Origin of the sequence: Legionella nautarum (assembly GCF_001467895.1) — a bacterium.
GTDB classification, from domain to species: Bacteria; Pseudomonadota; Gammaproteobacteria; order Legionellales; family Legionellaceae; genus Tatlockia; species Tatlockia nautarum.
The window spans coordinates 573,573-595,606 of sequence record NZ_LNYO01000024.1 but is presented as its reverse complement, the minus strand read 5'-3'; the positions used below and the strand labels follow the sequence as shown (position 1 = coordinate 595,606).

Genomic DNA, 22,034 nt, shown 5'->3' with positions numbered 1-22,034 from the left:
ACAAAAGGAAAGTCAATGAGCAAACACCTGGTTATCGTAGAGTCTCCTGCGAAAGCTAAAACTATACAAAAGTATTTGGGCAAAGATTACGATGTCTTGGCCTCATATGGCCACGTGCGCGATCTGCCCCCACGAAAAGGCTCAGTGAAACCAGATCAAGAATTTGCAATGATTTATAGCCCGATTGAGAAGAATGCTCGTCATATCGAATCGATTGCAAAAGCTTTAAAAACCTCTGATTCACTCTTATTAGCAACCGACCCTGATCGCGAGGGCGAGGCGATTTCTTGGCATGTTTATGAGTTAATGAAAGAGCGAAATTTGCTAAAAGATAAAGAAGTACACCGTATTTTTTTCAATGAAATCACCAAATCAGCAATCCAAGATGCGATAAAAAATCCTCGCTCAATTTCCATGGATTTGGTCAATGCACAACAGGCAAGACGTGCGTTAGATTATTTAGTGGGTTTTAATCTTTCACCCTTACTATGGAAAAAAATTCGCCGAGGTCTCTCTGCTGGTCGAGTGCAGAGTCCAGCTCTGCGTTTGATTGTTGAACGTGAAGAAGAAATAGAACAATTTGTTTCCCAAGAATATTGGCGAATTATCGCGCAATGCCAGCATGATAACCTGCCTTTTGAAGCACGACTTACTCATTTTCAACAAGAAAAACTACAGCAATTTTCAGTGACTGAAGCTGAGCATGCCCACCGCGTGAGAGATAGCTTACTCAAACAAGCTCAGGGCTTCTTGGTTGTTAGTAATATTGAAAAGAAACAGCGCAAACGTAATCCGGCCGCTCCCTTTATTACTTCCACTTTACAGCAAGAAGCAGCGCGAAAGTTGGGCTTTACTGCGCGTAAAACTATGATGGTTGCCCAACAACTCTATGAAGGAATCGATATTGGTACAGGTACTACAGGTTTAATTACCTACATGCGTACTGACTCTGTCAATCTAGCTGCTGAAGCGATTGAAGAAATTCGCTCCTATATTGTTCAGCGTTATGGAGAAAATAATTGCCCTAAAAGCCCTCGTGTTTATAAAACCAAGTCAAAAAATGCACAAGAAGCTCATGAAGCGATTCGCCCGACCTCTATTAAGCGAACGCCAGAAATGGTGCAGCAAGCACTCACTGCGGATCAATTTAAGTTGTACAGTTTAATTTGGAAACGTACTGTCGCCAGCCAAATGGCTGAAGCATTAGTAGATACCGTAGCAGTAGATTTGACCTGTGGTGAAGGCAATGTATTTCGAGCAAATGGCTCGACCATCACTTTCCCTGGCTTCCTAAATGTTTATGAAGAAGGGCGTGATGACTCCAAAGACGAAGAAGGTGCAGGTTTATTACCCACTCTAAGCGTTGGGGAAAAAATTAAATTGCAGGATATTCTTGCAAATCAACATTTTACTGAACCACCCCCACGCTACTCTGAAGCCTCGCTCGTTAAAGCTCTAGAAGAATATGATATTGGACGCCCCTCCACCTATGCCTCGATTATTCACACACTACAACAGCGTGAATACGTCATCGTGGATAAAAAACGTTTTGTGCCAACTGATGTCGGTCGCATAGTCAACCGCTTTCTGACCGGTCACTTTACCCGCTATGTTGATTACAAATTTACAGCGCAGCTTGAAGATACACTCGATGCGATCTCACGTGGAGAAAGGGAGTGGATTCCTGTCTTAGACGAGTTTTGGCAACCCTTCATTCAACAAATCCATGTGACTGACGAGCAGGTACAACGAAAAGACGTAACCACTGAAACACTTGATGAGCAATGCCCTAAGTGTGGTAAACCCTTAGCGATTCGCTTAGGAAAACGGGGGCGATTTATTGGCTGTACTGGCTATCCAGAATGCGATTATACACAAGATCTTAATAACGAAGGCGAAAAAACAGAACCTGAAGTCGTTGAAGGGCGCACTTGCTCAGACTGTGGAAGCCCTTTACATATTAAAATGGGGCGTTATGGGCGTTTTATAGGTTGCAGCAATTATCCCCAATGTAAACATATGGAACCGTTGGAAAAACCGGCTGATACTGGTGTTGAATGCCCTAAATGCCATAGTGCTAAGATTCTCAAGCGAAAATCGCGTAAAGGTAAAATATTTTACTCCTGTGGCAATTATCCAAAATGTGATTATGCCCTATGGAATGAACCCATCGATAAACCTTGCCCACAATGTGCTTGGCCTTTGCTCACTGCCAAAGAGACTAAACGTTCTGGCCGTCAAATTATTTGCCCAAATGAAAGTTGTAACTATACTTCAAAGGAGGATGAGTAATCCTAATGGCTAATAACTGTCTTTGCGCACCTATTTCTGAGACTTAGGATGAGCCAAACTTGGGCGCGGCCATGATTCAAAAGAAATGCGGCTAACAAAAGGAATTTAGCTATGTATTTACTCTTTGATTTTGATGGAACTTTAGTTGATAGTTTTGATTGCGTCGTTGAAAAAATGAATGAATTAGCTGAGGTATTTCATTTTAGAAAAATTGAAGAACATGAAATTGAAGATTTACGAGAAATGTCCGCCAAGGAATTGATTAAATTTTTAAAGATTCCCTTTTATAAAATACCAATACTCATTCGGCAAATAAGAAAACTTTTACACAAAGAAATGCCTAGCATCAATCCAATTGCCAATATTAATCCTATAATAGAAAAACTATATCAGGCTGAATTCTCTCTTGGCATTTTAACCTCTAATTCAATTGAAAATGTAATCATGTGGCTTGAGAGCCATCAAATGAGTCATCTCTTCAAATTTATCCATAATGAATCTAATTTTGTTTCTAAAAAATATTTATTAAGAAGAACCATTAAAAAGTACAATATTGAAAAATCAAACCTGCTTTACATTTGTGATGAAACACGCGATATCGAAGCGGCAATGAAAAATAATGTTAAATCCGTAGCAGTAACATGGGGCTATAATTCCGAAAAAATTCTTTCACAATACCAACCCACTTTCCTCGCGAATAAACCTGAAGATTTATTAGAAATTTGCGGCTTGCAAACCTAAGCCCTCCCATAAAAACGCCGCCTTCTGGCGATTACTTGAACTTAAAGAACAAAATTAATAAATTAGATTATAATTAAAGGCAATTCGAATAAATATTAGACGCGAGAGCTTCTATGTTTTCTAAACGATGTCCCGATATATTAGATTATAGTTTAAAAAATTTAGAGTCTTTAACCAGAAAAAATAAAGAAAAAAGAATAGGTAATTATATTGTCAGTAAGACTGCAAGTAATGATCTATTTACGGATTTTCGTCATTATTCGCTACAGCAATCCTTAAGCACAGGGTGGAAAGCATATCTTAGTATCTTGCCGGAGCAATTAAGTGAGAGCTATCAATCCATTGTGTCTATCTTATTAAAATACGAAGTATTACAGTTTAAATTTAGTGATATCCCGGTTATGAAAGCCTACCTAAAAAAAATAAAGGATAATGAAGATTTTGTGAAAGATATCGAACGTTTATATTACGGTATGCAGGTTAGTATTTATATGCAAAACGGCCAAGAGTGTTTGTTTAATGAGATGTTAGCTGAAATTGAATTTGCACTCACTGAAAAAAACATCCTACCAGGTATTATAAGTTCATCAGATAGAACACTAGGGAAGTATAGTTCCGTACGACATCAAGGAACCCGCGAATATACCTCTTCACAAAACGCCGAATCTTATAATCCTGAAAAAGTGTATGATCCTTTTATTAAACTTGAGGATTTACAAGAATCAATTCATAGAACTAGCTTGTAGCTAACCTCTCATTAGTTTTTTTCTTAATCGCTTTATTTTTCCCTGGAATTATTAAAATACTCGTCTTTCAATTTGAGCTAATTAATGTGAGAAATGGAATAAATTATTTACTTCGATAATAAAAAAATTCTATTTTTTTCTATAAATATTGAGTATTTTTTATTGTTTCATTTACCTACTAATTCGTGTAGTAAATAATTTATGTTTGCGAAACTTTATCTTTTCTAAGCGGGAATACATTTGAAGAAAATGACAATTTTTTTAATTTCTTTTCTGAGTATAAATGGTTAATAAAAACCTGCATTGCTTCTTTAGAAGTCAGGTAAAGAACACTATCCTCACCGTCCTGTAAATAGCAATTAAAAGTAGCATAACTTTCCGTAGATACACCAATTTTCTTTAAAAAATTAATAATCAAATTGAGGTTTCCATGGCATGCACAAATTATACTCGCATTATGACGTCTTTCATCGCTCCAAATTGAATAAAATTTATTAGCTACAAAAATATCAACTAACTTCTCCTTATTGTCATCTTTGTAAGTAAATTCATCATCAATATTGAGATCGCTATCTTCGAAATTCTCAAAGACTAAAAATTTATAACCAAATAATTCAAATAGCTTCCTCTCAATTTGAATTTTTCTCATTAGATCCTCTTAATTTTTTCAAATCAGGATCAGTTTATAAAATCGGGATTAAAAATGAAAGGAATGAAATGTGGTAAAATTGTAAATATTTCTTCGATTATTTACTTGAAAAAAATAAAGTTATAGCTGATAAATCCAAGTGAAAAACAGTTGCACACTAAGTTTTTATACAATCAAATAAACTCATTCTTTTGAAAAAAAACCTTATTATTGGCAATGAATAAATCAATTTTCTGCTGTTAAAAAATGATATAAATTGATTTAATAATTGTACTGGGCCTACAGAGTTGTCCACAAGTTTGTTGTCAACCTATCTTCGCAGGGACAATTGGAGCCCAGGCAGCAATCCCTCGCTACATTCAGATGAAAGGAGAAATAGCCTGATGAGAAACCTCATGTAAGGAATTGGCAATGATAGAATGCTGCCTCAATAGATCCTTCCCTTACTTTGTATAAAAAGACTTTATTTGCTTAACAACTTCCCTTAAATCAACCCTCGATACATCCAAGTGCGTTACACATCTTAGCTTACCCATTTTATTAGGCTGTTCAGCAAGTAAAATGCCTCTAGTAAATAAATAATCCCGCAAAGCAAAATAATCACCTTTCACCTGAATAAATAAAATATTAGTTTGCAAGGAAGCAAGATCTACTTCGATTTCATCGATCTCTGCTAATGCTTGAGCAAAATAGGCAGCATTCTCATGATCTTCGCTCAAACGCTCAATATTATGTTGTAAAGCATAAATTCCTGCAGCTGCTAAAATACCTGCTTGGCGCATTCCGCCACCGAGGACTTTACGCCAGCGTCTTGCTTTTTTAATGAGCTCGCCTGGACCACATAAAATGGATCCCACGGGAGTCCCTAGTCCTTTAGATAAACAAATAGAAATTGAATCAAAATTAGAACTAATTTCGTTGAGATTTACACCTAATTTGACAGCCGCATTAAATACTCTCGCTCCATCGAGATGATTATTCAGTTTATTTTGCTCACAAAATCGTTTCGCCTCTCTTAAATAATTGAGGGATAAAACTCTGCCCGCCGTTGTATTTTCCAAACAAAGTAACTTGGTTTGGGCATAATGGTAGTCAAGTGGTTTAATTACCCTAGCAATCTTATCGAGTGCTAAGCTGCCATCTTTTTCAAATTCAATAGGTTGCGGTTGAATGCTCCCTAAAACAGCAGCGCCACCACCTTCCGACATATAAGTATGTGCTGTTTGGCCCACAATATATTCGTCCCCTCGTTCACAATGAGCCATTATAGCCATCAGATTCGTCTGTGTGCCTGAAGCTGCGAATACGGCCGCCTCCATACCGGCTCTCTCAGCAATTATGCTCTCTAAACGTTTTACGGTTGGATCTTCGCCATAAACATCATCCCCTGTTTCCGCATTCATCATCGCGCTTAACATTGCCTTACTCGGCTTAGTGACCGTATCACTGCGTAAGTCAATTAATTTCATAGTATTATTCTCAAATAGAGTTATTAAAAAAAGACTGACAATCTGAATAAATTTTCTGCATTTTAGGAAGATTTTCCTTGATAAATTCAATAAGCTCGCGCGTATATTTCGCCTCTTCTACTCTGTTGTGCTGTAAACAATAGCTATACCAAAGAAGCCAGGTATGAAAGCTGAGCATCCATAATTTAGGATTCATTTGAGGCAAAGTTCTGGTGCGCTGACCATAGCCTATCAGGGTGGCACGAAAACGCTGTGCTTGAAAATCTCCATAGGCAAGCCCTGAACAATTTTCAGCAAGTCCAATGAGTTCAATAGCCGGATGAATAAGGCCCGCGCTTTCCCAATCAAGCAAATGCGGCGTTTTTTTTTCACGCCAAACTATATTCTCAGCATGAATATCACGATGGCTAAACACCCAGTTTTCTGCTTGATATTGCGCATTGTCATTACAGAAACTAATGAGTTCTTGTAGCCAAACAGGAGAATCATTGTCTTCTGGTAGTAGAATTGAGGGGAGGGCTTGTGCTGCTTTTTGCGGTAGATGATGAACTAAATGCAATTGGGCTAAGATTTCACCCAATACAAAGGCTTGTTCTTCGTTGACTGCCTCTATCACTTGACCTTCACAGTAGGGGTGTATGATTGCTTTAGCACCATCTACGATGAAAACAAACTTATTATTTTTTTTGTAGGCGGCAAAAGTAATTCCAAGCTCGGCAGCAACTGTTGCGGCTAGCTCTTCAGTTAATTCGAGATTGGACTCCTCGACTTGACCCAACCAAGTTTGCGTATCAAATTTCTTACAAACCCATTTGCTTTGGTCGCTGAGCTCAATTAATTCAAGATGATGCGGCCTTCCTTCACCTAGAGAAGAGCGCGATATAATTTTTTGCTTAAAAAAATCCTTAGACCAATGCTCATTGTTCATGCATGAGCTGCTCGATATAACGTCTACAAGTCAGGGGTTTGTCGAGAAAGTTTATCATCTGTCGGGTTCCACCTGTACCAGTAATAATGAGTGTGCCGTAGCGAAAGATACTTCCTAGAACCGATTGTCTAATATCAATGGTTTCAATTTTAGTCAAAGGAATATCGATGGTTTGTCTTACTAAGATCCCGGTGCGCAAAATAACCTGTTTCTTCTTGATTGTGAGAGAAGCGAAATGATAGTTAACCCAATTCATTATCCCCCAAACCAAAGCAAACAGCAGAAAAAAAAGCGCTACCTCTTTGAGCTGATGAATTTCTATGCCAATCAACATTGCAACGCAAGCAAGTACAACTGGCCAAAAAAAGAGAACCCAATGAAGTCTTGCCAAATATACCACATTGCTCTCTGCCATCTTTATCCTCTTAGCTAAAAACTAGTTTAAACCTAAAACTTCAAGTCCCATGAGTATATTTCAGATGCTATAAATTTGCTATGCTAGGCTTTTGTAGGATCTAAACCAATTATTATGATTCGGCCTATCAATCGTTGTTTAAATGCGCAGTTATTAACTATCTGTCAGCAGGCAGTTCAATTAGACGAATTAAATCGTAAACTCAAAGATCATTTACCCTCGCCTTTAGGCAATCATTGCCAGGCTGGTTCATTTAATAAAGGCTGCTTGTTAATTACGACTAGCAATGCCTCTTGGGCCACAGAGCTTCGATACACTGTTCCGGATTTGCGAGATAAGTTAAGAAAAGAGGGATTGTATCAATTAACTTCAATCAAGATTGCTGTCATTGACCAGGTTGATCAAATCATTGCCGATAAACAAGCTAAGCAAACAAAACTCTCCTCATCCGCTCGCGATAATATTCGCACAGCCAGTGAACTTTGTACTTATCCACCATTAAAAATAGCCTTGGATCATTTAGCTAGGGCTAAGGGGGAATAATAGCCTTAGCTACGTACGTCATCCCCGCACTGAGGTATCTCTTGTTTTTTTGAACAGGAATCTGAGTGAATAAATTGTCATCCCTGCAAAGGCTGTGGATGACAATAACTTCGAAGGGATACCTCAGCTCTCTCGCTACACTCGAGATGACGCCCTAGGATCGAATGACAACACGGGAGCCCGAACAACGTAAGGAAGTGAGCTATTAAGTATTATGCTTCGGCCGGGAGCATATCAACAACGAAATTAGGTTGATAATTTTCTGCATCAAAGTAGGTATATTCCCAGGCATCTTGGCGTACCATTAATTCGCGTAATAAGCGGTTATTGAGACCATGACCTGACTTGTAGCCTTCAAAAGCACCGATTAATCCACAGCCTAAGAGGTAAATATCTCCGATTGCGTCCAGCACTTTGTGAGTCACGAATTCGCTTTCAAAGCGTAAACCGTCTTCATTGAGCACTCGATAATTATCCACAACGATGGCATTATCTAAGCTGCCGCCTTTGGCCAAATCACATTCCCTCAGTTTTTCGTAATCAGACAGAAAACCAAAGGTTCTCGCCCGACAAACCTCTTTTACATAAGAGGTGGTTGAGAAATCGAAAGTAGCTGTTTGGGGTTTATCATTAAAAACTGGATGATCAAAATCTATCGTAAACGAAACCTTGCAACCGTTATAGGGCAAAAATTGTACGTATTTGCCCTTATCTTCTACACGGATAGGTTTTAAAATTCGAATGAAGCGCTTCGCTGCACTTTGTTCGCGAATGCCAGCAGATTGAATCAGGAACACAAAAGGCGCTGCACTGCCATCCATAATAGGAAGCTCGGCCGCATTGACATCCACATAAGCATTGTCAATTCCTAACCCCGCGAAAGCGGAAAGTAAATGTTCGACAGTCGCTACCTTTACCCCATCTTTTTGTAGAGAGGTGCACAGCATGGTATCGCCAACCTGATCATATAGAGCAGGAATTTCAACCACTGGATCTAAATCAGTACGCCTAAAAATGATACCGGTATTAATGGGAGCAGGATGTAGGGTAAGATAGACCATTTCCCCGGTGTGTAACCCAACCCCTGTTGCTTGAATGACTTTCTTAGGAGTTCTTTGTTTTATCATTCAGTGTTCACCTTTTCAGATATCCCATATTTTAAGCGCAATAAACGGCGGAATCATAGCAGCAATTTATTGGGCTGTCTAATTTTCTCATGCTACCTAACAAGCTAAGTGCATACCTTGTTCAAATAAAACCGAACTGACTTTTTTGCAAACGAAGTAAAGCAATTTAGGTAATGCTTAATTAAAACAACGTCTACTAGCTGTTACAGTTTATCGGTACTACTTAAGAACGGACAGAGCCGTTCTTAGTCACTCCACTTGTTCTTCTTGTCGCCGCAAGAACGCTGGGATATCCAGGTAATCAACATCAGGAATTGAAAATTCACCGGCTGATTTTACTGGTGTAGCAGCTTGCTTACGCATCACAGCTGGTCGATCAAGCTGCTGATAATCAAGAGAACCGTCGCTACGTGTTGACTCCATCATACGAGCTTTAGCTAGTGTTTGTTGCTGGCCGCGACCTCGTGCGTCACCCAAACCAGTAACAATAACTGTCACTCGCATTTCATCAGTCATATTGGGATCGATAACCGTTCCCACAACAACAGTTGCATCATCAGAAATAAACTCTTTTACCACATCACCGACTTCCTCAAATTCACCGATAGACATATCTAATCCAGCAGTGATATTGACTAAAATGCCCCGTGCGCCAGAGAAATTGACATCTTCCAACAGAGGAGAGGCAATCGCCGCTTCTGCCGCTTGACGAGCTCTTTGTTCCCCCGTAGCACTACCTGTTCCCATCATTGCCATGCCCATTTCTGACATGACAGTGCGAACATCGGCAAAATCGACGTTGATTAAACCAGGACGAGTAATCAAATCGGAAATACCTTTTACTGCACCTAAAAGCACATTATTTGCCGCCTTAAACGCATTAACTAGGCTAATATTTTTACCTAGGACGCTTAATAATTTGTTATTAGGAATAGTAATTAGGGAATCGACCTGTTCCGCTAAGCGTCGAATTCCTTCTTCTGCAGCAAGTGCACGTTGCTTTCCTTCAAAGGAAAAGGGCTTCGTAACCACTGCAACCGTAAGAATACCTAATTCTTTTGCTACTTCTGCAAAAACAGGTGCTGCCCCAGTACCTGTGCCACCACCCATGCCGGCAGTAATAAATACCATATCCGCGCCTACTAGCACGTCTCGAATTCTATCTCGATCTTCTTCTGCAGCTTCACGACCAATCTTAGGATTGGCGCCAGCACCTAAGCCTTTAGTTAATTCGTCTCCTAATTGGATATGAATTTTTGCATTCGAATTTTTTAGGGCTTGAGCGTCTGTATTAGCACAAATAAACTCAACAAAATCAATTTTTTCTGCCACCATATGTTCAACAGCATTACCACCGCCACCACCAACACCAACAACCTTAATCACGGCATTGTCTTGTTGACTTTCCGTTAATTCAAACATTAGACCTCTCCCCACTAAAATTCTTCAATTAGATACAACTAAAAATTACCGTGAAACCATTCTTTCATCCGAGCCCACATGCCTTTGCTATTATCGCTCAAGTTTGAACCATTGTAACCACCTTCGTATTGTTGTTGATAGCCATGAAGTAATAAACCTACTCCTGTCGCTAATGAAGGATTTGTAGTTGCATCAACCAAACCTGAAACATGATGAGCACAGCCTTGGCGTACTGGCATTTCAAAACACATCTCGGCCAATTCAATTGCACCTTTGATACATGAACCGCCTCCTGTCATCACCATGCCTGCTGCGATTCTTTGTTCAAAACCACTGCGTATTAATTCATTGCGAACTAAAGAAAATAACTCTTCATAACGAGCGGACACCACTTCGGAAAGCACTTTAGCTGAAATTTTTCGCCCCGGCCTTTCGCTCACACTTAAAACTTCTAGCATTTCACTAGCACTTGCTAATTCTGGCATTGCAAAGGCATGAGAAATTTTAATCGCTTCGGCCGCTTTGGTAGGCGTGCGTAAAGCCATTGCGATATCATTCGTAACTTGATCACCAGCAATCGGAATAACCGCTGTATATTGAATCGCGCCTTCAGCGAAGACGGCAATATCTGTCGTTCCGCCACCAATATCAATCAAACAAACACCAAGTTCTTTTTCGTCATCAGTCAGCACAGCATGGCTTGCAGCAAGCTGCTCGAGGATAATATCGTTCACTTCCAAACCGCAGCGACGAACACATTTAGCAATATTTTGCGCAGCACTCACTGCACCCGTCACAATATGGACTCTTGCTTCTAAACGAACGCCAGCCATACCAACCGGCTCTCGAATACTACCCTGGTTATCGATAATAAATTCTTGCGGTAAGATATGAAGAATTTTTTGATCAGCCGGAATTGCGACCGCTTTAGCCGCATCGATGACTCGCTCAACATCTGCTTGAGAAACTTCCAGATCACGAATCGCCACGATACCATGTGAATTCAAACTACGAATATGACTACCGGCAATACCTGCGTAAACGGTGTGCACTTCACAACCGGCTTTGAGTTCAGCCTCTTGAACTGCTCGCTGAATTGTATTGACTGTTGCCTCAATGTCGACAACAACACCACGTTTTAACCCGCGGGAAGGATGACTTCCTATACCAATAATTTCAATTGCACCATCTGCAGTTACTTCACCAATGAGCGCAACGACTTTGGAAGTTCCAATATCTAAACCGGTGATGATATTTTTTTCTATTTTTTTTGCCATTATCTTCCCGTTCAGTCTTTTTTAATCAAGCGTTAACTTGTTTATTTTTCCATTGCACCGCCATACCTCGCGGATACCGTAAATCAACACTTGCTAATTGATCTGCTCGCTCTGCAAATACAGCAGGATAAGCTTTGCAGAATCGTATTATCCGCGTATCTAAATCTCGTTTACCTAAGTGCAACTGCAAACCATTTGCCAGGGTAAGTTCCCAGGCATGATTATTTCGCCATTCTAATGCAGCTGCGTGTAATCCATAGATTGATAATATCTTACTCATTTTTTTATAAACTTGTAAGACTTCTTTCTGCTGATTAATAGGTCCAATGAAATGAGGCAACGAGGAATCCGACAATGCCCCCCCTTTATTAAAGATTTCACCCTCTTCAGTCATTAGCCCATCGTTCCAAGTTGCGACTGGAATTTTTTCAACTAGAGTAATTTTTAGCGTATCTGGCCATAGTCGCTCAATCTGAACTTTATTGGCCCAATCAAGCGCAGCTAAATCGGCATACAAGCGATGTACCGAAAGAGTAAAAAAACTTGAACTTAAATAGCCCGTTAAAATTGACTCAAGCTGCTTATGAGTTATGTGTTGATAACTTGCTACAATTTTAACGGTATTGATAGGGAATCGCTGCGGGTCTGACGCATAGGAATAGAGTAGCTTCGCCACCAAAATAAAGGCCGCAGCCACTAAGAGCATTAAAAAGCCTGTATTGCGCAAGCGCCCAGTCTCAGCACCCATCCATTCCTTTCCCTATCTATTTCTACTGATAACTGGTGACTAATTGCTGACGACAACGTTGATGCGTCATTGCTAAGCTGACCAATTCATCTAATAGTTCCGGATATCTTAAACCACTAGCTTGCCATAATTTTGGATACATGCTAATCGATGTAAAGCCTGGTAACGTATTGATTTCATTGAAATAAATACCACCAGTTTGTTCATTGACAAAGAAATCAACACGCGCCATTCCTCTACATTTTAACCGCGTAAAAATTTCAGCAGCAATTCCTTGTAATTGCTTTGTTATCCCTTCGTCAAGTTTTGCCGGAACATGTAATTCCGTTTGATTGCTTTCCAAATATTTTGCCGTGTAAGAATAAAATCCATCGGCATGATTAACACAAATTTCACCCGCTAGACTTACTCTTGGTACAGTAAAAGGCACTGTCGCTTCAAGAACGGCTAATTCAATTTCTTTTCCTGAAATATATTCTTCTACTAAAATAGTTTCATCATAACGTAAAGCATCTTCAATGGCTCTAGCAAGCTCTTCATTGTTTTTTACTTTATGAATACCAACACTTGAGCCTAATGAGCAAGGTTTAACAAATAAGGGCCAACCTAACTCGGCTACGACTTGCTGACAAAATTGTTGTTTTTCCTGCGCTGAACTATGCCAAGATAATAGCCGATACCGTGCTGAGCGTATTTCATTGTTGCAGGCAAGACGGCGTGCCATATCTTTATCCATACTAATCGCCGAGGAGAGCACATCGCAACCCACATAAGCGACGCCGGCTAATTTCAAGAGCCCTTGTAAACAACCGTCTTCATAGAGAGGGCCATGGACGACGGGGAAAACGACCTCAGCCTCAACAGCAAGCTGTCCATCAACTAATAAGCTTGCGAGTGGACGTGAGCGTGGTGTCACCACAGGGAGGCTCTCTTTATAAGCCAGCAACTCTTGGTAATCGTTTTGGTAAAACCGTCCCTCTTTATCCATTCCAACAGGGATAATATGATATTTATTAGCATCCAAATGCGCTAATACTGACGCTGCAGAAATTAATGAAATTTCATGTTCACCAGACTTGCCACCATAGAGCAACACTAGGTTTATTTTTGACATTAAAGTTCTCCAATGATGTGCACTTCACGAATTAAATCGATATTTGTCGTCTGATGCACAGTATCACGCACTAATTCAATGAGGGATTCAATATCGCTCGCTGAGGCGCCACCTTGTTGATTAATTATGAAATTGGCATGTTTTGTTGAAACCACAGCACCGCCTAATTGCTTGCCTTTTAATCCGCAGGATTCAATAAGCCGGGCAGCAAAATTACCCGGAGGATTTCTAAAAACAGAGCCACAATTATATTCGCTAGTTGGTTGAGTCTCTGCACGATGCGCCAATAATTCTTTGATTAGATGCAGCGACTTTTCTTTTTGTCCCCGGGCTAAACGACAAGTTGCTGCGATAAACCATTCATTTTCTAGCCCAGAAACATGACGATAAGCAATGTCGAACTCTTCGGGTTTACGCACTCTTATTTCGCCATCACGAGTCATGGTCTTGACTTCAACAACGGTTTGCCAAGTTTCACCACCAAAACAGCCGGCATTCATCCGCAGCGCACCACCCATCGTACCCGGAATGCCAGCCCAAAATTCACCGCCTTCAAGATGCGCCCGAGCACAAAAGCGCGCCATTGTAGCGCAAGAAACCCCAGCCTCGACATAGACTAACTCTTCGCCCAGCAAACTAATTTCTTTCAGGCATCCTTGGGTTAATATCACTGTTCCAGCAAATCCACTATCTCGGATTAGAGAATTAGAACCCAGACCCAACCATAATAGCGATTCTTCTTTAGGGAGCTGTTTAATAAACAGGGCCAAATCAGCAATGCCTGCAGGTTTATAGAGCTTTTTTGCCCTTCCTCCAACACGCCAGGTAGTATAATCAGCTAAAAGCTCGTTGAAAAGTAGCTGTCCTTGATAAGAGCCTAGGCTTGGAGCGATTTCTTCTGATCTGTTCACGCTGATTCTCTCATTGTCTGCATCAGATTAAGTGCCATTTGACCAATATTACCGGCGCCCTGCATTAAAATAACGTTTCCATCTCTAATCAATTCATTGAGGACATCCGTGAGATTTTGGGATGTAACTAGCCGGGCATTAGGCCGTTTCTGGTTAATTTGCTGTAACAAAGTTTCACTCGTCAATCCAGGAATTGCTGTCTCTCCAGCTGAATAAATATCTAATAGCAGTAACTCGTCAGCTAAGCAGAGTACATTCACAAATTGATCAAATAAGGATTGTGTACGACTATATCGATGTGGTTGAAACACATGAATCAAACGTTTGTCGGGCCAAACACGACGGAAAGCATCAATAGTCGTTCTGATTTCTTGGGGATGATGTCCATAATCATCGACAACAATGGCCGAACCATGTTCAAAACGTTTCTCCCCAAGCATTTGGAAACGTCGACCTACCCCTTGGAATTTAAGCAAGCCATTAATAATCGCTTCATCACTTACACCCAGCTCAGTTGCGATAGCAATAGTGGCTAAAGCGTTAAGCACATTATGGCGTCCCGGCCAGTTAAATTGAATAGTTAAAGGGCCATGGGGTGCTGGACGTTGTACTTTAAATTCGCTTAATAAGCCGTTTTGGGTCCATTCGAAAGCACGATAATGGGCATCTTCGCGGAAGCCGTAGGTTCGTATTGGACGTTGTACTAACGGAATGATATTGCGAACTTCTTCGTCTTCAAGGCAAAGAACCGCAAGTCCGTAGAAAGGTAAATGATGTAAAAACTCAATAAAAGTATTGCGTAACTTATCAAAATTATCCTCATAGGTTCCCATATGATCGGCATCAATATTGGTTACTACGGCCATCATAGGTTTTAAGAATAAAAATGAGGCGTCACTTTCGTCGGCTTCTGCCACAAAATACGCTGATTTGCCTAGCTGGGCATTGGAGCCACAACTATTTAGTTTTCCTCCAATAACAAAACTGGGATCTAAGCCGCCTTCGGCTAAGACACTACTCACAAGGCTCGTTGTGGTTGTTTTTCCATGGGTACCGGCAATGGCAATACCGTGACGGAAACGCATTAACTCCGCAAGCATCGCGGCGCGAGGAATGACGGGAATTGATTTTTCTTGAGCCGCTACAATTTCAGGGTTGTCCGCTTCAACAGCGGTGGATTTCACCACCACATCGGCACCCTCTATATTTTCAACTTGATGGCCAATATAGACTCTAATCCCTAAAGACTGTAAGCGCTGCACTACACGGCTGTCACTCAGATCAGAACCAGTGATCCTATAGCCTTGATTATGTAGTACTTCTGCGATGCCACACATACCAGCACCACCTATGCCAACAAAATGAATCTGCTCAACTCGCCCCATCCTTGGTGACAAGAATTGTTCTACATTGTTCACAAAGTTCCCCTATTCGTTATTCTAGAAAAGTAGAAGCATCTTTCATACCTACTTTTCTAGAATTATGATGTCGGCGACCTCAATCCTAGAGCATGCCAACGATTTTCATGATCAATGCGAAGAAGAAGGGCAATGACCATACAATTCACAACCATGCTAGCGCCACCATAACTCAACATGGGTAAAGTTAACCCTTTTGTAGGCAACAATCCTGAGTTGACCCCCATATTGATGGCTGCTTGCAATCCTAACCAAAACGTCAAACCATAAGCAGTAAATGCTGCAAATAATCGTTCTTGGCTATGCGCTGTGAAACCAATCATTAGCCCTCTTACAACTAGTATACTATATAGGCTCAGTACTAGAGTCACACCTAACAACCCTAGCTCCTCTGCAAGTACAGCAAACAGAAAATCCGTATGCGCCTCTGGTAAATAGAACAACTTTTGGACACTCTCGCCCAGTCCTACACCTAACCAACCACCGCGTCCAAATGCGATAAGCGACTGAGTAAGTTGATAGCCTGAATTAAATTGGTCGGCCCAAGGATCGAGAAAGGCTGTTAGCCGGGCTACTCGATAAGGCGAAGACAACGCAAGCACGACAAGACAACAAATAACAACAATCACCAAACCTATATAATAACGCAATTTTACGCCAGCCAAAAATAACATTGCCATTATTGTTCCAGTAATAACCACGGTAGCACCAAAATCGGGCTCCATGAGCAATAAAATGGCAATCACACCCAAGATAATCATCGGCTTAATAAAGCCGAAGATACTCTGTTGTACACTCGCTTGTTGTCGCACTAAATAGCCGGCCACGTAAAATATCATCGTCATTTTAGCCAGCTCTGACACTTGAATACCTATTGGCCCTAAAGCTAGCCAGCGTCGGCTACCATTCACTGAGCGACCAATACCGGGTACTAAAACGACCAATAACATTAATAAGCAAATCAACAATAAGGGCGTGCTTATTTTTTCCCAAGCAGCACTATCAACACGCATCACCACAAGAGCGACTACAAATCCGGCAAATAAATAACAGGATTGGCGAATCAAAAAATGAAAAGGTTGATCATAATATTTGGTCGATATCATGACAGAGCTCGAAGCAACCATCATTAATCCAATAATCAATAAACCCAATACCGCACCCATTAACCATTTGTCATAGAGTGCGATGGGTTTATTCGTTGGTTTACCGCGTTGATTATAATGACGAGGCTGCATAACTACTCACAATTGCCCTACTAAATTAGCGAATGATTCGCCACGATGATTAAAATCCTTGAACATATCAAAACTGGCACAAGCCGGCGATAATAAAACAACATCACCTGGCATCGCTTGTGATTTCGCGAGATTCACAGCACCATCAAGTGACGGGGCTCGCAGCACAGGTACGACATTGGATAAAGCCGCTTGAATTTTATCGGCATCTTCACCAATTAACACGACTGAACGGACATAATCAGCTACTGGAGTGCGTAGTTCAGTGAAATCGGCTCCCTTGCCAATTCCTCCGGCAATTAATACAATCTTCCCTTGCATGGAACCTCCTATTCCAGAAATAGCAGAGATAGCTGCTCCTATATTTGTTCCTTTTGAGTCATTAATCCAATCCACCCCATTTAAATTTCGGACCCACTGACAACGATGAGGTAAGCCTGAAAAAGTCTCTAATACTTTAATCATAAATTCGGGCTTAATATCGGCAACAGAAGCCAAGGCACAGGCAGCCAGCGCATTTTGCCAATTGTGTTTTCCCTTAATGCGCAATTGGTCGACGGCTAATAAAAGATACGATCCTTGAGCAAGATAATAAACCCCTTGCTTTTCAACGATACCCCACTCCCCTTCTGCTGGCGTATCTAGACCATAACTGATCGATAAAATCTCATTGGGGGGGTAAGTGGCCTGATCATCGCGATTATACAAAATAAATTCCGCGTTTTTATAAACCCGCTGTTTTGCCGCGGTATAAGCAGCCAAGGTACGATGTCTATCTAAATGATCAGGGGAAATATTAAGAATGGTTGCTGCTCTAGGCTTTAGGGAGTGCGTTAACTCTAACTGAAAACTTGATAACTCGAGTACCCACAAATCATATTGAATACCATTATCTAATAAATCCAGAACGGGTAAACCAATATTGCCAGCAACCGCAACATTTAAACCCGCGGCTTTAGCCATTTCACCGACCAAGGTCGTGACCGTTGATTTACCATTCGTCCCAGTGATTGCAACGACAGGCGTTTTTAGATCACGAGCAAGGCATTCAATATCCCCGTAGACCGGAATATTAAGTTGAAGCGCTTGATGCAAAAAAGGTTCATCAAGCGATACGCCTGGGCTTGTTATAATGCTATCTAACTGCTCAAACAGGACGGTGGGGAATGCACCTAAAAATACCTCCACCCCTGGAAATTGGTTAGTAAATTCGGCTAAGCCTTCAACTTCACGCCGCGTATCGAAAACCACAAAAGGCATGTTGCGTCGGCGCAAATAATTTGCAATGGAATGCCCTGTTTTACCTAAACCCGCGACTAAATAAAGTGGTTGACTCATGATCGCACCTATCTTAATTTTAGAGTTGCTAACCCGCAAAGCACAAAGACTACTGTCATAATCCAAAAACGCACAATGACCTTGGGCTCAGACCATCCTTTTAATTCAAAATGATGGTGGAGAGGGGCCATGCGAAATAAACGTTTACCGCCAGTATATTTAAAATATCCCACTTGCAAAATAACGGATAGCGTTTCGATAACAAATAGACCACCCATGATAAGTAATACTAATTCTTGCCGAACGATAATCGCAACGATCCCAAGAGCGGCTCCTAGCGACAAAGAACCAACATCACCCATAAAAACCTGCGCAGGGTAACTGTTATACCAAAGAAAACCAAGTCCTGCACCGACCAAAGCTGAGCAAAAAATCGTAAGTTCCCCAGTATTAGGGACATATGGAATGGCTAAATAGTGAGCGTACAAAGCATTGGAACTTGCATAAGCAAAAACACCCAATGCACCAGCCACCATGACGATAGGCATGATTGCTAAACCATCCAAGCCATCTGTTAAATTCACTGCATTAGAACTACCTACAATGACGAAATAGGCGAGCAGGGGGAATAACGGTCCCAAATTTATCAATAAATTTTTGAAAAAAGGAACTGTTAAATGTGAACTAACAGGAATATCGGGGCTTAAATAGAGGAAAAGCACTGCAGCGAGTGCGATCACAGATTGCCAAAAATATTTCCATCGCCCCGGTAATCCTTTGGAATTTTTTCTAACGACTTTGCGATAATCGTCAATCCAACCGACAAGGCCAAAACTGGCAGTCACGAGCATAACTAGCCAAAGAGCAGGTTGATGCAGATCACCCCATAATAAGCTGCTTACTAGCACCGCTAATAAAATCAACACGCCCCCCATTGTTGGGGTTCCTGCTTTTGATAAATGTGATTTTGGCCCATCATCGCGTACCATCTGACCGATTTGCAAATTTCGAAGCCAATTAATCATTAAAGGACCACAGAACAATCCCACAAGGAGCGCGGTTAAAGCGGCCAAAATAGAACGAAAGGTCAAATATTGGAACACTCGAAATGCATGATATTGCCCTTGTAATAGCTGTGTTAGCCAATAAAGCATCTTTTTTACCTCTCAAAAAGTTAAGTCGTGCAATTAAACTATTCAGCTTATCAATTGCTGTACGATTTTTTCCATCGCAGCAGAGCGCGAGCCTTTTACTAGAACCGTAGTATTCTTATTGAGTTCAGGGAGCAAATCTCGCGCCAATTCTTCTTGATTTTTATAATGTTTTGCTGCAGAACCAAAGGCTAGAGCACTGTATTCACTGTGCGTTCCGCAAGTCATTAATCGATCAATACCACGCTGCTGAGCAACACGTCCAATCTCTTCATGATGCTCTCTTGTCCAGGCGCCAAGCTCACCTAAATTTCCCAAGACGAGAATTCGCTGCCCCTGTCGTTTGGCAAGCACGTCAATCGCTATAAGCACAGAACGCAAATTAGCATTATAAGTGTCATCAATAATAAGCGAATTATTTTTGCCAGCACGAAAGGCCATTCGCCCCGCTACGCCCTGAAATTGGTTTAATCCTTGAACAATATCAGTCAAGGAAATACCTACCGCATAACAACAGCTTGCTGCCGCTAAGGCATTGCGCACGGAATGTTCCCCAGGAACTTGTAAACTGACTTCTGCCTCTCCGATAGGCAATACCAGAGCAAAAGAGGCATAACCTCCCTCATTAAAGGAAAGATTTCGTGCATAAACATCAACTGGTTTTGTTAAAGAAAATCGTAATTGCTTTTTATCCCTTAGCAACTCATCCCAGAAATGAGCATAGTCGTCATCATCATTAATCACTGCAGTACCATCCGCACTGAGACCTTGATAAATCTCGCCTTTTGCGCGCGCCACCCCATCAATGGAACCAAAGCCCTCGATGTGGGCAGGTGCAATATTATTAATCAGCGCCACTTGCGGTTGAACCACCGCCACTGTATGAGCAATTTCTCCAATGTGGTTGGCACCTAATTCAAAAACTGCATAACGATGTTCGGGCAATAATTGCAGTACGCTTAAGGGAGCTCCGATATGATTATTTAAGTTTCCAGGAGTCGCGTGAGCCGGTTTTGGTAAAATAGAAGAAATCATTTCTTTCACAGTGGTCTTACCATTACTTCCTGTCAGCGCAATGACTGGACAGTGAATTGTTAAACGATAATGGGCGGCTAATTTTGCTAAGGCTTGTAGAGTATCCGTGACTTCGATTTGTGGGATAGTGACTTCGGTGTTCTTTCGGCTACAAATGACAGCGGCAGCACCTTTTGCAACTGCATCTTTAATAAAATCATGACCATCAAAATTTTCCCCCTGCAAGGCAACAAATAAATCGCCTGATTTTACCTTACGACTATCAATGCAAACCCCATTAATTAATGGATTACTTGAAAAGGAACTATTAAATAGTTCGGCAATATTATTTAAGTTTAGGTTCATGATGTTTTTAAATGGTTAAAAGACTAGTGTACTGATTATTCGCAAAACTCACCAGCGTAGAATTATCATTCTCGCTACCTAGTTGAATTGTAGATTGGGCCTTGATCTAGCACCATTAAGCTAAGGTAATTTTATCTGGTTCCGTTCCGGCTCAGAGATATCCCCACGAAATTAAATAGACCATTTAGTTCATTGATCGTTATGTTTATCCCGTTCGCACTGAGGAAGCGCGCAGCGCTGTCTCGAAGTGTCGCAAAAGCGCCCCCCTTCAAGAGCCCAGGGCAGGCCTTCGAGAGCTTCAGGACAAGCCCCTTCGAAGGAGCCTCAGGTCAGGCTTCGAGACGCACGCCATACCTGCTCCTCAGGCTGAACAGGATAAAATGAATACAAATTCCTTAAATACTCTTTTCATAGAGATAGCCCAGAGCCCGAACGGGTATATGGCCAAGGTTCCAACACTGCTAAGCCGGCTCAAGCTCAGAAATATTTAGCAACTCCCGATATCGCACTAAACTTGTTTCTAATAAGGGTTGTTTTTGCTCGTCGAGTAAATAAGTATCTAAACCATCGCGGAGTTGTTTTGCTGTTTCGTACATAATGGTTAAACGCTCTGAATCGATCGCAGGATTACCGGAAGATTGCATAAATAAGCACAGTCCGCGCACACTAAAAGCGCCGATATTCTGTAAATCGAAAACTCCGCTGGCTGTTGCTGCAGCTAAGCTGCAGAGGATAGGTCCTTGGCCATTAGCAAATTGATGACGATGAAATAAATTCCCTTCCCCGAAACGCAAACCCGCAGCCAACACTGTTTGCAGTAACTCATAACCAGCTAATTGGCGATTTTCTTTCGCTAGCAAAAACATCATCACTGATTTGCCTTTTTCAGTAGTAAGAGTATTGCTCTCTTCAATTAGCGTATCTGCTATAGGAGTTGAATTGGCTTCCAATGTATCGTGATAGTTATCTTCGGGCGGGGTTTCTATATTAACTTTTCGAACAGCAATAATATCATCAAAATGCTTGTTTTCAGTTTGCCCTAAAGAAGGTTGATAGCCTGCAGGCTTTAAACTACGGCGTCTTGCTTTCATCAAGCGGCCGATAGCAATCACAACCCCAATGAGTAAAAGAACATTAAGGATAAGACTCCAATTTGCCTGCATGTTTACTCCCCTATAGTTTTTCTG

At 41.2% G+C, this 22,034-nt stretch carries 20 protein-coding genes; 4 read left to right on the top strand and 16 right to left on the bottom strand.

Going from position 1 to position 22,034, the window contains the following annotated elements; translation table 11 throughout:
- Positions 1 to 15: 15 nt before the first annotated feature.
- The 3 genes from topA to Lnau_RS14335 all read left to right on the top strand — a co-directional run bounded on the left by topA (position 16) and on the right by Lnau_RS14335 (position 3,779).
- Positions 16 to 2,292, top strand: coding sequence for a type I DNA topoisomerase (gene topA, locus Lnau_RS14345; RefSeq protein ID WP_058505811.1), 2,277 nt, complete (start codon positions 16 to 18; stop codon positions 2,290 to 2,292).
- Positions 2,293 to 2,403: 111 nt separating this feature from the next.
- Entirely contained in the window at positions 2,404 to 3,033 is a 630-nt protein-coding gene (locus Lnau_RS14340) for an HAD hydrolase-like protein (RefSeq protein ID WP_058505810.1), read from the top strand.
- A gap of 113 nt (positions 3,034 to 3,146) precedes the next feature.
- Positions 3,147 to 3,779, top strand: coding sequence for a hypothetical protein (locus Lnau_RS14335; RefSeq protein ID WP_058505809.1), 633 nt, complete (start codon positions 3,147 to 3,149; stop codon positions 3,777 to 3,779).
- 199 nt (positions 3,780 to 3,978) lie between these two features.
- Here Lnau_RS14335 and Lnau_RS14330 read toward each other — a convergent pair whose 3' ends face one another.
- The 4 genes from Lnau_RS14330 to Lnau_RS14315 form a co-directional block, all read right to left on the bottom strand.
- The gene (locus Lnau_RS14330; protein WP_058505808.1) at positions 3,979 to 4,428 is read right to left on the bottom strand and encodes a hypothetical protein; all 450 of its coding nucleotides are present in this window, start codon (positions 4,426 to 4,428) and stop codon (positions 3,979 to 3,981) included.
- Positions 4,429 to 4,871: 443 nt separating this feature from the next.
- Positions 4,872 to 5,897 carry a low-specificity L-threonine aldolase gene (gene ltaE, locus Lnau_RS14325; protein ID WP_058505807.1) on the bottom strand — a complete coding sequence of 342 codons (1,026 nt, stop codon included), beginning with the start codon at positions 5,895 to 5,897 and terminating at the stop codon, positions 4,872 to 4,874.
- Positions 5,898 to 5,907: 10 nt separating this feature from the next.
- The gene (locus Lnau_RS14320; protein WP_058505806.1) at positions 5,908 to 6,825 is read right to left on the bottom strand and encodes a phosphotransferase enzyme family protein; all 918 of its coding nucleotides are present in this window, start codon (positions 6,823 to 6,825) and stop codon (positions 5,908 to 5,910) included.
- Positions 6,815 to 7,240: a PH domain-containing protein gene (locus tag Lnau_RS14315; protein ID WP_058505805.1), complete on the bottom strand. Its 426-nt coding sequence runs from the start codon at positions 7,238 to 7,240 to the stop codon at positions 6,815 to 6,817. Before Lnau_RS14315 ends, Lnau_RS14320 begins: the two co-directional genes overlap by 11 nt.
- Before the next feature lie 114 nt (positions 7,241 to 7,354).
- Between Lnau_RS14315 and Lnau_RS14310 the strand changes: the two genes are divergently transcribed.
- Positions 7,355 to 7,783 (top strand): DciA family protein, encoded by a 429-nt coding sequence (locus tag Lnau_RS14310; RefSeq protein WP_338011308.1) that lies wholly within the window; start codon positions 7,355 to 7,357, stop codon positions 7,781 to 7,783.
- Positions 7,784 to 7,995: 212 nt separating this feature from the next.
- Here the strand turns inward: Lnau_RS14310 and lpxC are convergent, their stop codons facing one another.
- The 12 genes from lpxC to Lnau_RS14250 form a co-directional block, all read right to left on the bottom strand.
- Positions 7,996 to 8,910, bottom strand: coding sequence for a UDP-3-O-acyl-N-acetylglucosamine deacetylase (lpxC, locus tag Lnau_RS14305; protein WP_058505804.1), 915 nt, complete (start codon positions 8,908 to 8,910; stop codon positions 7,996 to 7,998).
- A 249-nt stretch (positions 8,911 to 9,159) separates the two neighbouring features.
- Entirely contained in the window at positions 9,160 to 10,332 is a 1,173-nt protein-coding gene (ftsZ, locus tag Lnau_RS14300; RefSeq protein WP_058505803.1) for a cell division protein FtsZ, read from the bottom strand.
- 38 nt (positions 10,333 to 10,370) lie between these two features.
- Positions 10,371 to 11,609 carry a cell division protein FtsA gene (ftsA, locus tag Lnau_RS14295; protein WP_058505802.1) on the bottom strand — a complete coding sequence of 413 codons (1,239 nt, stop codon included), beginning with the start codon at positions 11,607 to 11,609 and terminating at the stop codon, positions 10,371 to 10,373.
- Positions 11,610 to 11,634: 25 nt separating this feature from the next.
- The gene (locus tag Lnau_RS14290) at positions 11,635 to 12,357 is read right to left on the bottom strand and encodes a cell division protein FtsQ/DivIB (protein ID WP_058505801.1); all 723 of its coding nucleotides are present in this window, start codon (positions 12,355 to 12,357) and stop codon (positions 11,635 to 11,637) included.
- 22 nt (positions 12,358 to 12,379) lie between these two features.
- The gene (locus Lnau_RS14285; RefSeq protein ID WP_058505800.1) at positions 12,380 to 13,471 is read right to left on the bottom strand and encodes a D-alanine--D-alanine ligase family protein; all 1,092 of its coding nucleotides are present in this window, start codon (positions 13,469 to 13,471) and stop codon (positions 12,380 to 12,382) included.
- On the bottom strand, positions 13,471 to 14,382 hold the full coding sequence (gene murB, locus Lnau_RS14280; RefSeq protein ID WP_058505799.1) for a UDP-N-acetylmuramate dehydrogenase: 912 nt from the start codon (positions 14,380 to 14,382) through the stop codon (positions 13,471 to 13,473). Before murB ends, Lnau_RS14285 begins: the two co-directional genes overlap by 1 nt.
- Positions 14,379 to 15,800, bottom strand: a complete 1,422-nt coding sequence (murC, locus tag Lnau_RS14275) for a UDP-N-acetylmuramate--L-alanine ligase (RefSeq protein WP_058505798.1) — start codon at positions 15,798 to 15,800, stop codon at positions 14,379 to 14,381. Before murC ends, murB begins: the two co-directional genes overlap by 4 nt.
- Before the next feature lie 62 nt (positions 15,801 to 15,862).
- Positions 15,863 to 17,038, bottom strand: a complete 1,176-nt coding sequence (ftsW, locus tag Lnau_RS14270) for a putative lipid II flippase FtsW (protein ID WP_058505797.1) — start codon at positions 17,036 to 17,038, stop codon at positions 15,863 to 15,865.
- 6 nt (positions 17,039 to 17,044) lie between these two features.
- Positions 17,045 to 18,376, bottom strand: a complete 1,332-nt coding sequence (gene murD, locus Lnau_RS14265) for a UDP-N-acetylmuramoyl-L-alanine--D-glutamate ligase (protein ID WP_058505796.1) — start codon at positions 18,374 to 18,376, stop codon at positions 17,045 to 17,047.
- 8 nt (positions 18,377 to 18,384) lie between these two features.
- A complete protein-coding gene (gene mraY / locus Lnau_RS14260) occupies positions 18,385 to 19,470 on the bottom strand; it encodes a phospho-N-acetylmuramoyl-pentapeptide-transferase (protein ID WP_058505795.1) in 1,086 nt (361 codons plus the stop codon).
- Between the two features lie 42 nt (positions 19,471 to 19,512).
- Positions 19,513 to 20,847 (bottom strand): UDP-N-acetylmuramoyl-tripeptide--D-alanyl-D-alanine ligase, encoded by a 1,335-nt coding sequence (locus Lnau_RS14255; RefSeq protein WP_058505794.1) that lies wholly within the window; start codon positions 20,845 to 20,847, stop codon positions 19,513 to 19,515.
- A gap of 461 nt (positions 20,848 to 21,308) precedes the next feature.
- Positions 21,309 to 22,010 carry a cell division protein ZipA C-terminal FtsZ-binding domain-containing protein gene (locus tag Lnau_RS14250; protein ID WP_058505793.1) on the bottom strand — a complete coding sequence of 234 codons (702 nt, stop codon included), beginning with the start codon at positions 22,008 to 22,010 and terminating at the stop codon, positions 21,309 to 21,311.
- Positions 22,011 to 22,034 lie beyond the last annotated feature (24 nt).